At 71.1% G+C, this 12,059-nt stretch carries 14 protein-coding genes and 1 tRNA gene; 5 read left to right on the top strand and 10 right to left on the bottom strand.

From position 1 onward, the window contains the following. Positions 1-173: 173 nt before the first annotated feature. On the top strand, positions 174-689 hold the full coding sequence (locus tag ABZ883_RS22250) for a DUF1877 family protein (protein WP_360908576.1): 516 nt from the start codon (positions 174-176) through the stop codon (positions 687-689). A 118-nt stretch (positions 690-807) separates the two neighbouring features. Here the strand turns inward: ABZ883_RS22250 and ABZ883_RS22245 are convergent, their stop codons facing one another. Both ABZ883_RS22245 and ABZ883_RS22240 read right to left on the bottom strand, forming a co-directional pair. Next, the gene (locus tag ABZ883_RS22245) at positions 808-1,287 is read right to left on the bottom strand and encodes a diadenosine tetraphosphate hydrolase (protein ID WP_360908574.1); all 480 of its coding nucleotides are present in this window, start codon (positions 1,285-1,287) and stop codon (positions 808-810) included. A gap of 701 nt (positions 1,288-1,988) precedes the next feature. Next, on the bottom strand, positions 1,989-2,627 hold the full coding sequence (locus ABZ883_RS22240) for a Type 1 glutamine amidotransferase-like domain-containing protein (RefSeq protein WP_360908572.1): 639 nt from the start codon (positions 2,625-2,627) through the stop codon (positions 1,989-1,991). A gap of 352 nt (positions 2,628-2,979) precedes the next feature. Here ABZ883_RS22240 and ABZ883_RS22235 point away from each other — a divergent pair, with 352 nt between their 5' ends. Next, positions 2,980-3,684, top strand: coding sequence for an N-acetyltransferase (locus ABZ883_RS22235; RefSeq protein WP_360908570.1), 705 nt, complete (start codon positions 2,980-2,982; stop codon positions 3,682-3,684). A 15-nt stretch (positions 3,685-3,699) separates the two neighbouring features. On the opposite strand, the gene ABZ883_RS22230 is transcribed toward ABZ883_RS22235, so the two are convergent. Both ABZ883_RS22230 and ABZ883_RS22225 read right to left on the bottom strand, forming a co-directional pair. Further along, positions 3,700-4,038, bottom strand: a complete 339-nt coding sequence (locus tag ABZ883_RS22230; protein WP_360908568.1) for a hypothetical protein — start codon at positions 4,036-4,038, stop codon at positions 3,700-3,702. Then, complete coding sequence (locus tag ABZ883_RS22225; protein ID WP_360908566.1) at positions 4,019-4,153, bottom strand: hypothetical protein; 135 nt, start codon at positions 4,151-4,153, stop codon at positions 4,019-4,021. The genes ABZ883_RS22230 and ABZ883_RS22225 overlap by 20 nt, the downstream gene beginning before the upstream one ends. Before the next feature lie 351 nt (positions 4,154-4,504). Between ABZ883_RS22225 and ABZ883_RS22220 the strand changes: the two genes are divergently transcribed. Next, positions 4,505-5,200: a hypothetical protein gene (locus ABZ883_RS22220; protein ID WP_360908564.1), complete on the top strand. Its 696-nt coding sequence runs from the start codon at positions 4,505-4,507 to the stop codon at positions 5,198-5,200. A 491-nt stretch (positions 5,201-5,691) separates the two neighbouring features. Here the strand turns inward: ABZ883_RS22220 and ABZ883_RS22215 are convergent. From ABZ883_RS22215 to ABZ883_RS22200, 4 genes are all read right to left on the bottom strand, one after another. Further along, positions 5,692-5,766 (bottom strand) — tRNA-Trp (locus ABZ883_RS22215). 75 nt (positions 5,767-5,841) lie between these two features. Next, the gene (locus ABZ883_RS22210; protein ID WP_360908562.1) at positions 5,842-6,378 is read right to left on the bottom strand and encodes a hypothetical protein; all 537 of its coding nucleotides are present in this window, start codon (positions 6,376-6,378) and stop codon (positions 5,842-5,844) included. Then, the gene (locus tag ABZ883_RS22205; RefSeq protein WP_360908560.1) at positions 6,371-6,670 is read right to left on the bottom strand and encodes an ATP-dependent Clp protease adaptor ClpS; all 300 of its coding nucleotides are present in this window, start codon (positions 6,668-6,670) and stop codon (positions 6,371-6,373) included. The genes ABZ883_RS22210 and ABZ883_RS22205 overlap by 8 nt, the downstream gene beginning before the upstream one ends. A gap of 116 nt (positions 6,671-6,786) precedes the next feature. Next, positions 6,787-7,437 (bottom strand): LAETG motif-containing sortase-dependent surface protein, encoded by a 651-nt coding sequence (locus ABZ883_RS22200; protein ID WP_360908558.1) that lies wholly within the window; start codon positions 7,435-7,437, stop codon positions 6,787-6,789. A gap of 440 nt (positions 7,438-7,877) precedes the next feature. Between ABZ883_RS22200 and ABZ883_RS22195 the strand changes: the two genes are divergently transcribed. Continuing rightward, a complete protein-coding gene (locus tag ABZ883_RS22195) occupies positions 7,878-8,105 on the top strand; it encodes a DUF6480 family protein (RefSeq protein WP_360908556.1) in 228 nt (75 codons plus the stop codon). Between the two features lie 20 nt (positions 8,106-8,125). On the opposite strand, the gene ABZ883_RS22190 is transcribed toward ABZ883_RS22195, so the two are convergent. After that, positions 8,126-10,261: a hypothetical protein gene (locus tag ABZ883_RS22190; RefSeq protein ID WP_360908554.1), complete on the bottom strand. Its 2,136-nt coding sequence runs from the start codon at positions 10,259-10,261 to the stop codon at positions 8,126-8,128. Positions 10,262-10,651: 390 nt separating this feature from the next. On the opposite strand from ABZ883_RS22190, the gene ABZ883_RS22185 reads away from it, so the two are divergent. Then, on the top strand, positions 10,652-10,801 hold the full coding sequence (locus ABZ883_RS22185) for a hypothetical protein (protein ID WP_360908552.1): 150 nt from the start codon (positions 10,652-10,654) through the stop codon (positions 10,799-10,801). A 234-nt stretch (positions 10,802-11,035) separates the two neighbouring features. Here ABZ883_RS22185 and hemC read toward each other — a convergent pair whose 3' ends face one another. Next, positions 11,036-11,971 carry a hydroxymethylbilane synthase gene (gene hemC / locus ABZ883_RS22180; protein WP_360908550.1) on the bottom strand — a complete coding sequence of 312 codons (936 nt, stop codon included), beginning with the start codon at positions 11,969-11,971 and terminating at the stop codon, positions 11,036-11,038. Positions 11,972-12,059 lie beyond the last annotated feature (88 nt).

Here is a 12,059-nt window from a genome sequence, read left to right as displayed (position 1 = left end):
GAAGTCGTTGGGCCTGGTGCCCGGGTGGCGCACGTACGCGGCGAAGACCTCGAGCCCGCCGATGTCGAACCGCTTCCCTCATGGCGATGTCGGCAAGCCGGGCGGTACGCGTGGGCCGCTCGGGGTGAGGGCTGTAGACCTCACCCCGAGCGGCGTTCGCGCTACTGCACCGCATGGCGTTGACGCAGCAGCTCGCACGAGTCACCCCCCGATACCTGGAGCAATGCCGGCAGAACGCGGCAGCCTCTCCCGACAATGATCCTCAATGGGACCCGCCGCAGGACGACACCCTCGACCTGGACTGGGCGATCTGGGGTCTGATCAGCTTCTTCCGCTGGGCTCACGTCGACACGAAGCACCTCGACGCGCTCGACCGAAGCATCTCTGGGGACAACAGCAGTGACGTGGCATGCCTAGACCATCCCGAGGTCTATGACGGATTCGATGCCCCACCCGCACTGCTCGCGCACACGGAAGTTGCCCAAGTCGCCGACATTCTCAACGCCATCGACCTGGACCAGGCTCTGAGCCTGCTTCCCTCCAACAGCACGGAAGCGGCCCAAGCCTGCGGATTCGAGGGATTCAACGGACACCCTCGCGACTACCTGGTCCAGCATTTCACCGCGCTGCGGAGCTTCTACAACACCGCCGCCCAACGAGGCCTCGCCGTCGTCACCTGGGTCGACTGAACCCGATTTTCGGACCGCCACCTCCGCAGCCTCGGTCGAGCGGACCGAGCCGCCCGCCTGACCGGGCGGCTGAGCGAGCGGCCTCCCATCCGTGCCGGGTGGGAGGCCGCTGTCGTGGTCAGGCCACCGAGCGCAGCCGGTCCAGTTCGCCGCTGATCGCATCCCGCAGTACGTCGTGCTGCGGACCCAGCCTGAACTGCTCGTCACTCCACCGCTCTCGCGGATAGAGCCACACCGGGGCACCCACTGCATCAGCCGACTCCCACTCGAACCGCGGCCAGACATGCGCGTGCAAGTACGGGTCCGTGTTTCCAAGGATCTCCAGGTTGATTCGTCGGAAGGCCGGGTCCAGCCGCCGACAGACACGCTCGACCGCTTCACCGAGTTGGTCCATGTCCGACAGGAACAACAGCCGCTTCGCCCTCGGCAAGTCCGAGAGCCGCTGCACCTCTGGCTCGTCCACCAGCAGAACCGAGTAGCCGGGCAGGAACTGCACATCTCCGATCACCGCGAACCCCGCCGTGAGTCGCCGCAGCACAGTCGGGTTCTCACCCCTCAGCGCAGCCCCGATGCGGTCCATTCGCCAGTCACCAGTCATGGCCGGAACCTGGTAGGGCAAAACATGCGTTCGGCTTCATCGCTCGCCTGCGATGAGGACTCGTCGGCCCCGCAGCGGATGGTTTCCGCACTGAAGGACCGCGACCAAGTGGTCACCTCTCCCTGAACCTGGCCTCCTGTGCAAACGACGGAGAATCCTGCTGTCACACGTCTGGCTCCTACCGCGTACACGAAGCGGCCTCGATCAGAGGCGTCGTCGTAGTTGGCGACCCCCAAGGTGGAGTGCTCAAGGTCCCTGGGAACCACAAATCGGTTACCGAACTTGACCAGCCGAGTACTCGTCGTGGCCTCCAGTGAGAGGACAGCGACCGCAGGGTTGACGCCGGCTTCGACCGCGGCAGGCGAGATCGACGTCAGCATCGGATGAACCTGTCTCGCCTCAAGATGGAGCATCGCCGTTCGGCGTGCAGGAATCTCCACGTCTTGGGCATCGGACGCGGCTGCCAGTACCGACTCGAACTTGATGTGCTCCCATCGGTACGTGCCAGCCGCACATTTGTGTTCACCAGTCAGCAGGATGGAGGGCGCCGGATACGTCTTGTAGCCGACCGGTGCTTGCTCCCCACCCGTGCAGGCAGAAAGCAGCCCAACAGCCAGGGTGGCAACCGCCAGTGGTAAGGCTCTCAACGTGGCTCCATCCGTAGAGTAATAGTCAAGACCAGTGGATCAAGGAGGTGGCGGTCAGATGGCCGGCTCGGTGGTGTTGTGGACGTTGACCGCTTCCCCGTCCCGCAGGCATCGGTGCGGGAGCCCGCTTTCGGCCAGATGAGCGGCGGCTCGCTCGGCACCTTCCGTTTCGGGGTGGTTGGATCGCCAGTGGGGAACGATCCGGTAGGGCAGCAGGCGGAGGCATTCCGGTGAGGTGGTCGGCGGATACCCGTCGGGCAGGACGGTGGGGTCATCGATGAGGTCGATGCCTTGGAGGTCCGGTCCTGCGACGCAGGCTCCCGCTGAGTAGCCGCCGTAGGTGAACTCGGGCCGATGTAACTGCTCTTGGAGGGCGTCACGGAGTCCGGCCTGGGTCATGGCGCGGGCCAGGACGAATGCGTTGCCGCCCAGAACCCAGACGAGATCGAGGTCGGCCAGGCGCTTGGGCAGTTCCTTGGGGGCGGAGAAGTAGTTGCGGAAATCGAGTTCTTCGCAGGCGTAGCCGAAAGTCTCAAAGGTGCGGCACTCGCGGGCGTAATCGCGGGCGCGGGAGCCGCCGTACTCGTCGAGCGCGTTCAAGACGATGCCTGCTCTGCCGGTGCGAAAGGTGCTGGGCAGCGCCGACGGACGGCTGTCGGGGGTCAGAAACCAGGAGCTCAGAAGCAGCCTCATCGGTACTCTCCGTCAGTGAATCACGCCATGGTGATCGCTCATGCTGCCGTGCATGAAACCTGGCTGCTGGGGCGTTCGACAAGCCGCTGCGTTCGAAGACGGCTCCAGGGCGGACAAGGGCGACGAGGTGAGGGGCGTTCACGGCCCGCCAGCGGGTCTGATGTCCGGACGTCCGGACGGAGAAGGACGTGGCCTGCGCGGACACCGTCCCGGACAGGTTCGACGGCTGTGTCCGGCCCACCATGAAGGCCATCCAGATCGGCTGCCTACACTTTCAGCTTGTCCGCGGCTGGGGAGCCGCGGCAGGTCCAAGGGGGGCGGCATCGTGTGGTCAAGGCTGCGACGAAAGCGCGTGGGGCCGCTGCTGCCCTTGCCGGGCATCTGCGCCTATGGACGGCACGTTCTCTGGACAGAGCAGTTCTTGTTCCACACACCGGAGACGGCACTGGACATCGCGGCTTTGCTGGCTGCCGCCGCGGACCCTGAAGCGCAGCATTTTGTCGGGATGCCCGAGAACGCGGCGACTGTCCCTTTGGCTGATGACCGCATCCGGGAAGCCATCCTGAATCTGCGTCCAGGTGACCCCGCCTCCCTCCGTGCGGCGCCGTGGACGAGGGAATTGCTGGCTATCCCCTTCGACATCAAGGGTGAAGGGGAGTATCTCGTCGCTGTACGCCGAGACGACGGCAGATACGCCGGGTGCATGCAGTTGCATCCCGTGCTCCGGCAGATCAGCGGATGGCTGGCACCCCATACGCGCACCGTTGAGATGGAGACGGAACTGTACCGGGCAGCGGCGCTACTCGCGCACACTCATTTCGGATTTCAGACCATAGGCGCGGGCTACGAGGTGGCGAGCCCCGACGGTGCCCAGGCATTCGCCGCCGCCGGTTTCGTCTCCGTCGACGGTCCGGCAACCTTCACGCTTGAAAACGGCCGTGAAGTCGAGCCGCGGTGGGTGCAGCACGTAGCGGAAGGTCCGACCTCGCGTTGTCGCGGCTATCGGCCCTCCGCTCCGAGCACGTCGGAGGCCGGCGAAACCTCCGAGAGCCCGTAGGTCAGATTCTTCGGTTCAGCCGTACAGCTCGATGATCACGACGCCCTTGCCCCCGTCGAGTCCGGCCCCGTCACCGCCGAACGACAGTGAACCACCGGCGCCCGCGCCGTAGCCGCGAGTGGTCGTGCCGGGCCCCTCGCTGGCTCGCGGGTAGCCGCCGTGCCCGAGTCGGCTCTCCCCACCCGCGCCCGCGAAGGCCTGCGTCCCGGACAGGCGGATCGCGCCGCCGCCTCCGCCGCCGCCCTGGGCGATCTGCCCGATGCCGGCGCCCGGCCCCGGCACGCCGGACACCGCGTCCAGTGCGACCCCGGAGATCTCGACGGTGGACCGGCCGTCACCGCCGGGCGCGGACACGACGCCGCCGAACGACGACGTGCCGCCCGCGCTGCCGGGGGGTGCCGATCTCGCCGACTCCGTCCGCGCCGATGGCGATGGTCTCCACGGCGCCCAGGGCCAACATGTCGATCATCGACTCGGAGTCGCCGCTCCGGCTGCGCCCGCCCGCACGATGCACTGGTTCTCGGCGGCGTTCGCCCCGGCGGAACCCCCGCCCCCGCCCTGCACCATGACCCGGATACGGGCCAGCCACGGGAACGCGGACTTCTCGAACCGGTCGGTGCCCGATTCGGTGAACAGCAGAGAGACAGCAGCCCGGCCCAAAACCAGAGCTTCCCTGCTGAGTCTCGCTGGACGAGAGCCGTCGCCATGGTGGCCCCGGCATCGCCTGGCCACCCCCCTACGCCTACTATGCGATCCTCCGGCGACCCCTCGCTTCTGTTCGAAGGCCCGCTGCCGCACCATCACGTGAGGATCGCTCGCCATGAGGCGTTGGATTGCAGCTTTCGTCGCTGCCCTGTCGGTCGCAGGCAACGCCGCGTGCACCGCAACGACCGCGCACCCCGAACCGAAGGCGTCGGCGACGGTTGCGGTGGCGGGCCCGAGGGCTTGCGTGAACGGTACCTACCAGTGGTTCAACGTCGAGCAACCTCTTCGGCTCTCCGCGCTCTCCGGGGTGCTGACGCTCGGCAAGGGCGGCGGCGAGTTCAAAGATCCAGCTCCCATACACCGGGTATCGTGGCCCGTGACCTCCGTCTCGGCGAGCGGACCCGCGCTGCCTTCGCGTGACGTGCTGCTTTCCCTGGCCACATGGATAGGCGAGGCTGAAGCGGGCGACGATCCCAACAGCTATGCCTTCACCGACGTCAGCAGGAAGTCAGAGGACCCCAACAAGAGCCGGGCCATCTCCTCGGAGTCGGCAGGCCGCTTTGTGGAGTACGGGGAGACTCAGATCGTAGAGGCAGACTTCCGGTACGCGTGCCCGAGCTCGAAGGCCGTGACCATCGGGCACGCCAAGAGCTGGACGATCGAGGGCGGGGGCTTGATCGAGTGCGGCACGCCGATCCACGGCACCCGCGAATGGGCCCGCACCCATCTGGCTGTCGCGCGTGAAGCTGCCCGTCTCTCCTGCGGACCCAAGTCGGTGGCCGCGCAGGCCGATTCCGCAACCGGGTACTAGGCGAATGCCTGCTCACTGGACTGGTTCGGTCCTCGTTGCCCTTCTCGCCGCCGGAGCCCTCGCGCTGTTTGTCCGTGACGCACGAGCGCGCCGCTGGTTTGCTGCTGCCCGTAGCCTCTTGGCCGCGAGTGGCTTCGGCTTTCTAGCCGCCGGCAATGTGGGCTTCCCCGGATGTGGCTCCGCCGGAGCGTTCCTCTTGCTCTCCGCCATGGGCGCGTCCGTGTTTCTTCTGCCAGCTGACCACCATTCCGGGAGCTGATCATCAGGACCGCGCGCAGCAGATCTGGACTCGCCGCTGCCAGGTTCTCCTCGGCGAGGGCATACAGCGGCACCCTGCCAGGTATCCGGCCCCTCACCCCGATCAGGTAGGAACCCGTGGATCACTTCCCAGGACGCGGCCCAGACGCCCTTCAGGCGACCGATGTTCGTCCCCTGTGTCACTGACTCCAAAACCGTCGCAGTTCAGAGGGCATGCGGTGCGCCGCTTCTTGCAGGGGCGGCAGGATTTGAACCTGCGGCGTGCGGGTTTGGAGTCCGCTGCTCTGGCCGGGCTGAGCTACGCCCCTCGGTGCGCTCACTCTGGCACGGGAGCGCACCGTTGGACCAAGGATTTATCGCCGGACGCCAGTGGCCGCGTCCAACTACGGGCGCCCCGTGTCGCGTTCGTCGAGGGCGTCCAGGAACTGCGCCATCAGCGATCCGACGAGCAGTCCCTCGGGGCCGAAGCCGGGCGGCGCGACGACGTCGGGCTCGCGCAGGTAGCTGCCCGGTATGTCGAGGGGCTGGCCGTCGCCGACGGCGATGCCGTCGAGTTCGGCGGCCCGCACGGCGACGTAGAGGCGGTTGAGCCATTCCAGCCACAGGTCCGCGGCCTCGTCGTCGAGCCGGGCGTGGACCACGGAGCCCGACGCCGCGAGGACGTCCGTGACGGAGCAGTCGGAGTCCGCGACGCGGTCGGCCACCCGGCCGCGCAGCGACTCGGCCGCGGCGTCGGCCTCCCAGCGCCGCAGCGGGTCGTCGGCCGCGTCCTGGGCGAGTTCGACGAGGTGGTCCGGCCCCTGCACGGGGCTCGGCGCGGCGGCGACGCGGTCGGCCAGCCGGAGAAGGGTGCGCGGCAGCGGCTGCCGCAGGGCGACGAGGATCGTGTCGCCGTCGCAGGTGAAGACGGAGTCAGCCATGCCGCACCGTCGCCCACAGGCTCGCCGCCATCAGGCGTGCGGCGACGACCTCGCACGCGTCGCGGTCGCCGTTGAAGACGGCCGTCCGGCCCTCGGCGTGGGCGAGCAGCATGAGCCGGCGCGCCTCGTCCTCGCTGACCGACAGGATGCGGACGAGGACACGAACCACGTATCCCATGAGGTTGACCGGGTCGTTCCACAGCAGCACCGCCCACGAGGACGGCGTGACGGTGTCGGCGTGTTCGTCGAGTGCCGTTCCTGAGGCGGGGGCGGACTGGGTCGGGGTGGTCACGGTGTCCTTCGGTCCTTCCGGGACGGGTGGGGCGGCCGGAACAGCAGCCGGGTGCCGGTCCTCCCTGAGGAGGAGCCGGCACCCGGGCCTATGAACGAGGTGTCGTGCGGGGCTCGTCAGTGACGGGCGGCGCGACGCTTGCGGTTCGCGAAGAGCAGACCGCCACCGGCGAGCAGCGCGACGGCTGCGGCACCGGCGAGAAGCGGGGTGGAGCTGGAAGCACCCGTCTCGGCAAGGTCGGCGGCGGGCGAGGACTCGCCACCGGCCGGGGAGGGTGCCGCCTCGGAGGCACTCTGGCTCGCCTCGACGGTCGGAGTCGCGCTCGGCGCGGGCGACTCGGTGGTCGGGGTGTCCGACGGGGTCGCGCTCTGCGACGGGGTTACCGGAGTCTGCGGGGGCGCGCCCTCGCAGGCCTGAACGGTCTTCGTGTCGCTGAACGAGTACTGCTGGCCGTCGCCGGCCTTGACGACCAGGCTGACCTGAACCGCGCTGGTGTGCGGGGGCAGGGGCAGGTGGTCCTTCTCGAACGACGAACCGAAGGTCGTCGTCGGCAGAAGGTCCTTGCCGTCCACGGTGATGGTCACCGTGTTCTCCACACGGCCGTTGTAGGCCTTGAGGTCGACGGACGTCACCTCGGAGCAGCTCACGTCCCACTTGGGAGTGTGCGCCGAGGCAGGCGCGGCGCAGAGGCCGAGCCCGATGATGCTGGTTGCTGCGGCCGCTATGAGCACGCCGGGGCGCGGCCGGAATCGGGGGGATTGGGTCACTGGATCTCCAGGCTGTCGTTATCCGATGCCATTGGCGCGCAGATTACTCTGTCGCGCCACACGTCCCTCAGGCGCCCCATAGGTTGACTTCCGTCAACTGGCGTGATGCCCGGCTCGCGTGTTTTCCGGGTTTCGCAGCGGCCTGCGCGGAATACGCCCGTTGCGTGAGGACTCGTCCGTGCCGCGTACCGCGTCCGGACGCGGTACGCGCCGACAGGCCGGTCTCCGCGTGCGGTTGGCCCCTCGACAGCGGGGGGGCCCGCCGCGCACGGGGCGGCCGTCCGCGGGAACCCACAGGTCATCGCCGCCGCGACGGGCACGGTCCCGCCGCCCGGCCTACCATCGAAGGACAGGGCGGAGCGCGGCAGGGCCGCCGTCCCCGGGCGGGCCCGAGGTGCCGCGGTCATCCGCACACCGGGAGCACATCGGGAGTGATAGGGATGGCGACCACGAACGACGGCCCCAAGCTCGCCCCGCAACTGCGGCCGCACCGTGAAGGTGTGCCGCCCACGCCCACTCCCCCGTGCGAGGGCAGCACCACGGCCGGCATCTCCTACACCGAGCCGCCGGAGGTGCGGACGGCGTGGGAGGTCGTCTCGCTCTTCCTGATCTTCGCCGTGGCGGCCCTCATCGCCGTCGGGCTGATCGCCCGGGTGGTGGCGCTGTAGCGGGCGCCGTCACCGACGCCTCACCCCGACCCGGTCGTCGCCGCGGCGAGCAGCAGGCCGGCGCGCCGGCGCAACCGTTCGTCGTCGCGGACGATCCGGTCCTCAAGGCCCGAGCGGACGACCCGGGGATCCCGCTGGGCCAGGTCCGTGAGACGGCGTATGTGGTCCGGGGTCAACGCGCCCGCGCCCAAGGCCTCCAGGGCCTCGCACGCCCCGGCGGCGTCGGCGTCGTGCTCGGCCGAACGCAGGGCCGCGCCGGCCAGCGCGGAGCGGTCCAGGGAGCCCGGCTCCGCGACCGAGAGGAGCGCCAGGACGGCCGCGGGTGCCGCGTCGGGATCGTCGAGCAGCGACGCCAGCCGGGGTACGAGCGGGCGGCCGGCCGGGCCGAGGACGGCGGCAGCGCGGGCCGCGCGCACGGCCGTCCAGCGGTACCAGGGGTTGCCGGCGGTCCGGGAGAACACCGTCTCCAGGACGGGAAGCACCGCTTCGGCATCCTGGGTGAGTTCCCACAGGGCGGCGGCCACGGCCACGTCGGCTTCGAGGGCCGGTACGTTCTCCCGCGGGTCCTCCGACCTCAGGAACGCGCGCAGTGCGGGCGCCAGGGCGGCCGCCGCCGGGCCGGCTTCGCGCGCCGCGTCGGCCGCCTCGCGTACCGAGGAGGTGCTGCCGGCCAGCAGCCGGGCGAGCGCGTCGAGGAGGGGTCCGCTCTCGCCGGTCAGTGCGTACAGGGCCTGGGCCACGGCGAGGGTGCCGCTTCCCATGACGTCGCGCAGGGCGGCCGCCGCGCGCTCCCGCTCGGCGGCGGGGCAGTCGGCCGCGATCGCGGCCACGGCACGGGCCGCGGGGTGCGGGAACCTGGACAGCGACGCGTACAGCTCCGGCAGCGCGGGCGCGGACCGCGCGCCCCATCGCGCCAACAGCCCGGTGAGATGGACGGGTTCATTGCCGCACAGATCGTCCGCGGTGAGCCGCAGCCGGACGGCCTCCAGCAACGCGGCGTCGAAGGGGAGGGACGGCATGTCCTGGGAGCGGAATCCCGCGGCCTGGTCCAGGGCGCGCGGCCGCCGGGCGAGGTCGCGGGCGAGCAAGCGGGTGGCCCGGCCGGGCGCGACGCGGACGAGCGCGGCGAGCGCCCGGTCGGCGAGGTCGCCGTCGCCTGCCGCGATGCCGGCCAGGGCCGGTGCGGCCTCCGCGGCGGCGGGCCCGAACTCGGCCAGGAGCGACAGCGCTCCGGGGAGGGTCTCCGCGTCCGCGGCCAAGGCGACGATCGCGGGCAGCAGACGTGCGGGCGCGCCGCGCGAGATCCGGCAGGCGTTGTCGGCGGCCCACACGGCCTCGCTGCGCACCTCGGGCCGCGGGTCGCGCAGCGCCGTGTCGAGCAGGGCTGCCGCCGCCTCGCGGTCCGCGGCGGTGTCACGTCGCAGCAGGGCCGCGGTGATCGCGTACAGGGGCTCGGTACGGTCCTCGTCGAGGCGACCGGAGACATGGCCGTCCGCGGGCAGCAACGCGAGGACGGCCGTGTGCAGTTCCGGGCTCCACGGCAGGCCGGCGTCCAGGCAGGCGAAGACCGCGGCGACGCGCACCTGCGGGGGCTGCGCCGGGTCCAGGGAGGCCCGCGCGGCGGCCGTGGTGGCGACGGGGTCGACCCGGGCCAGGGCGCCCAGCAGTTCGGCCCGCACCAGCGGCTCGCGCTCGGACTCCCAGCGGCGGCGCAGCACGGGCAGCACGGCCCCGCCGTCGCCGGTCCGGGCGACGGCCCAGGCGGCGGCCTGGCGTATCGCGGCGTCGGGGGCGTCGAGCTGCGGCAGCATCAGGGGCAACTGCCGGGCGACCGCGGCCCGTACCGCGCCCGGCGCCACCCGATGCTCGTCGCGGCTCTCCGCCATGCCGCCGAGCAGGATCAGCACGTCGGCCGTACGGTGCCCGGCGGCGGCCACGCGCGCCAGGAAGGGTGCCACCTCGGCGCTGGCGGCGTAGACCGTGCCCTGGTGCAGCACGCTGCCGTACAGCTCGGAGATCGCCTGCTCGGCGGCCTGGTCGTCGCCGCCGGCCAGCGCGCGCAGATGGTGCGGCAGGTCGTCCGCGGAGCCGTAGGCGTGAGAAGTGTCCGCCCAGGGGTGAGCGTCGAGTCCGTCGAGCGGGTGCGCGAGTTCCATGGCCGGATCATGGCAGGCGGCTGTGACACCGGGTCCGGCGCGGGTGCCAGGTGCCCGCGGCGGGCTACGGGTACGGACCCGTGCGGGCCCGCGGAGGGGGAGCGTCATGCCCGGTCGTCACCGGCGGCCTCGCCTGGGCGGCGATCCGCCGGCAGGTCACGCGTCAGCGGGATCGCGACGACCGGCGGTGGCACCGGCAGAACCGCCGTGGGGCGTATGTGGAGTTCATGGCGGCCTGCCGCACCGCCACACGGGAACTGGCCTCGGCGGTCGGCCATCGCGCGGCGCACCCGTAGGAGCAGGCGGACCACCTGGTGGCCGCCCGGCGGGCACCCGTCCCCATGGACGCCGGACTCGCCGCCGTCCGCGGGCGATCTCGCGCACACGGTCATGGATCTGTTCGGGGCCGCGTACCCGTTGCTCTCCGGCGCCGGGATCGAGGACGTGCGCGGGGCGTTCCGGCCCGCCATGGGGCGGTTCGGGGTCGCCAACCGGGCGTTCGCCGCGGTCGCCCGGGCCGATGTACGGGGGACGCCCTGACGCGGCCGGGTCCCGGCACGTCACGCGGGCGCGCTGCTCGTGTTCGGGCGGGCGGACCGGGAGGTGCCGGCGGAGTGGCACGCGGGGAGGCGTCACGTCCACGTCGTCTCGACCGGTGGGGCGAATCGCGTACGGGTTGCGGGCCGTGCCGGCGGGGAGGGGTTGCGACGCGGTGGCGGACGTGACCGCAAGCGGCGGCCCGCCACCGCCACCACCTGACGGTACGTCAGTACCTCAGTGCGCGATGCTGTCGATCACTTCGCGCGCCCCCTGCCGCAGCAGGGCCACCGCGACCGAGGTGCCCAGTGTGGCGGGGTCCAGGGGGCCCGCCCATTCGTGGGCGTCCAGGACGGTCTTGCCGTCGGGCGAGAAGACGCGGGCGCGCAGGGAGAGGCGGCCGTCGCGCTCCGCGCGGGCGTAGCCGGCGATGGGGCTGTTGCAGTGGCCCTGGAGGACGTGGAGGAGCATGCGTTCCGCGGTGGTCTCGCGGTGCGTGTCGGGGTCGCCGAGGTCGCTGACGGCGTCGATGGTGGCGGAGTCGTCCTCGCGGCACTGAAGGGCCAGGACGCCCGCGCCGATGGGCGGGATCATCGTCTCGACGGGCAGGATCTCGGTGATGACGTCGGTGCGGCCGATGCGTTCGAGGCCGGCGACGGCGAGCAGGAGCGCGTCGGCGTCGCCCTGTTCCAGCTTCTCCAGGCGGCGGTTGGCGTTGCCGCGCAGCGGTACGCACGTCAACTGGGGGTGCGAGGCGGACAGTTGCGCGACCCGTCGGACGGACGAGGTGCCGATCCGGGTGCCGTCGGGGAGCGCGTCCAGGGTGAGGCCGCCGGGGTGCACGAGGGCGTCACGGATGTCGTCGCGCTTGAGGAACGCCGCGAAGACCGTGCCCGCCGGGAGCGGGCGGTCGGCGGGGATGTCCTTCACGCAGTGCACGGCGAGGTCGGCCCGGCCCTCCAGGAGCGCGGCGTCGACCTCCTTGGTGAACGCGCCCTTGCCGCCGAGCCGGCCGAGGTCGCCCATCCAGCGGTCGCCCGAGGTGGTCACGGGCACGACCTCGATGGCGAGCCCGGGATGGAGCGCGGTCAGTTCGGCGCGGACCCGCTCGACCTGAGCGAGGGCCATGGGTGAGGAGCGGGAGACGATGCGGATGAGGTCAGGGACGGCCATGTGCCCACGGTACGGCGGCGGGGCCCGGCCCGGGCAACCGGGGCGAAGCCGCCACCCAGGGTGACGAATCCGGCTAAGCTGCGCGAGC

Origin of the sequence: Streptomyces sp. NPDC046977, from assembly GCF_040644455.1 — a bacterium.
GTDB lineage: Bacteria > Actinomycetota > Actinomycetes > Streptomycetales > Streptomycetaceae > Actinacidiphila.
The sequence above is the reverse complement of the archived record's forward strand: the minus strand, read 5'-3'. Positions and strand labels throughout refer to the sequence as shown.

Excerpts from the sequence above, each read along its gene's own strand:
- ABZ883_RS22195 (WP_360908556.1), top strand. The coding sequence starts at position 7,878 with ATGGCGACCACGAACGACGGCCCCAAGCTCGCCCCGCAACTGCGGCCG.
- ABZ883_RS22220 (WP_360908564.1), top strand. The coding sequence starts at position 4,505 with ATGAGGCGTTGGATTGCAGCTTTCGTCGCTGCCCTGTCGGTCGCAGGC.
- ABZ883_RS22225 (WP_360908566.1), bottom strand. The coding sequence starts at position 4,153 with ATGATCGACATGTTGGCCCTGGGCGCCGTGGAGACCATCGCCATCGGC.
- hemC (WP_360908550.1), bottom strand. The coding sequence starts at position 11,971 with ATGGCCGTCCCTGACCTCATCCGCATCGTCTCCCGCTCCTCACCCATG.
- ABZ883_RS22210 (WP_360908562.1), bottom strand. The coding sequence starts at position 6,378 with ATGGCTGACTCCGTCTTCACCTGCGACGGCGACACGATCCTCGTCGCC.
- ABZ883_RS22245 (WP_360908574.1), bottom strand. The coding sequence starts at position 1,287 with ATGACTGGTGACTGGCGAATGGACCGCATCGGGGCTGCGCTGAGGGGT.
- ABZ883_RS22185 (WP_360908552.1), top strand. The coding sequence starts at position 10,652 with ATGGATCTGTTCGGGGCCGCGTACCCGTTGCTCTCCGGCGCCGGGATC.
- ABZ883_RS22250 (WP_360908576.1), top strand. The coding sequence starts at position 174 with ATGGCGTTGACGCAGCAGCTCGCACGAGTCACCCCCCGATACCTGGAG.
- ABZ883_RS22190 (WP_360908554.1), bottom strand. The coding sequence starts at position 10,261 with ATGGAACTCGCGCACCCGCTCGACGGACTCGACGCTCACCCCTGGGCG.
- ABZ883_RS22240 (WP_360908572.1), bottom strand. The coding sequence starts at position 2,627 with ATGAGGCTGCTTCTGAGCTCCTGGTTTCTGACCCCCGACAGCCGTCCG.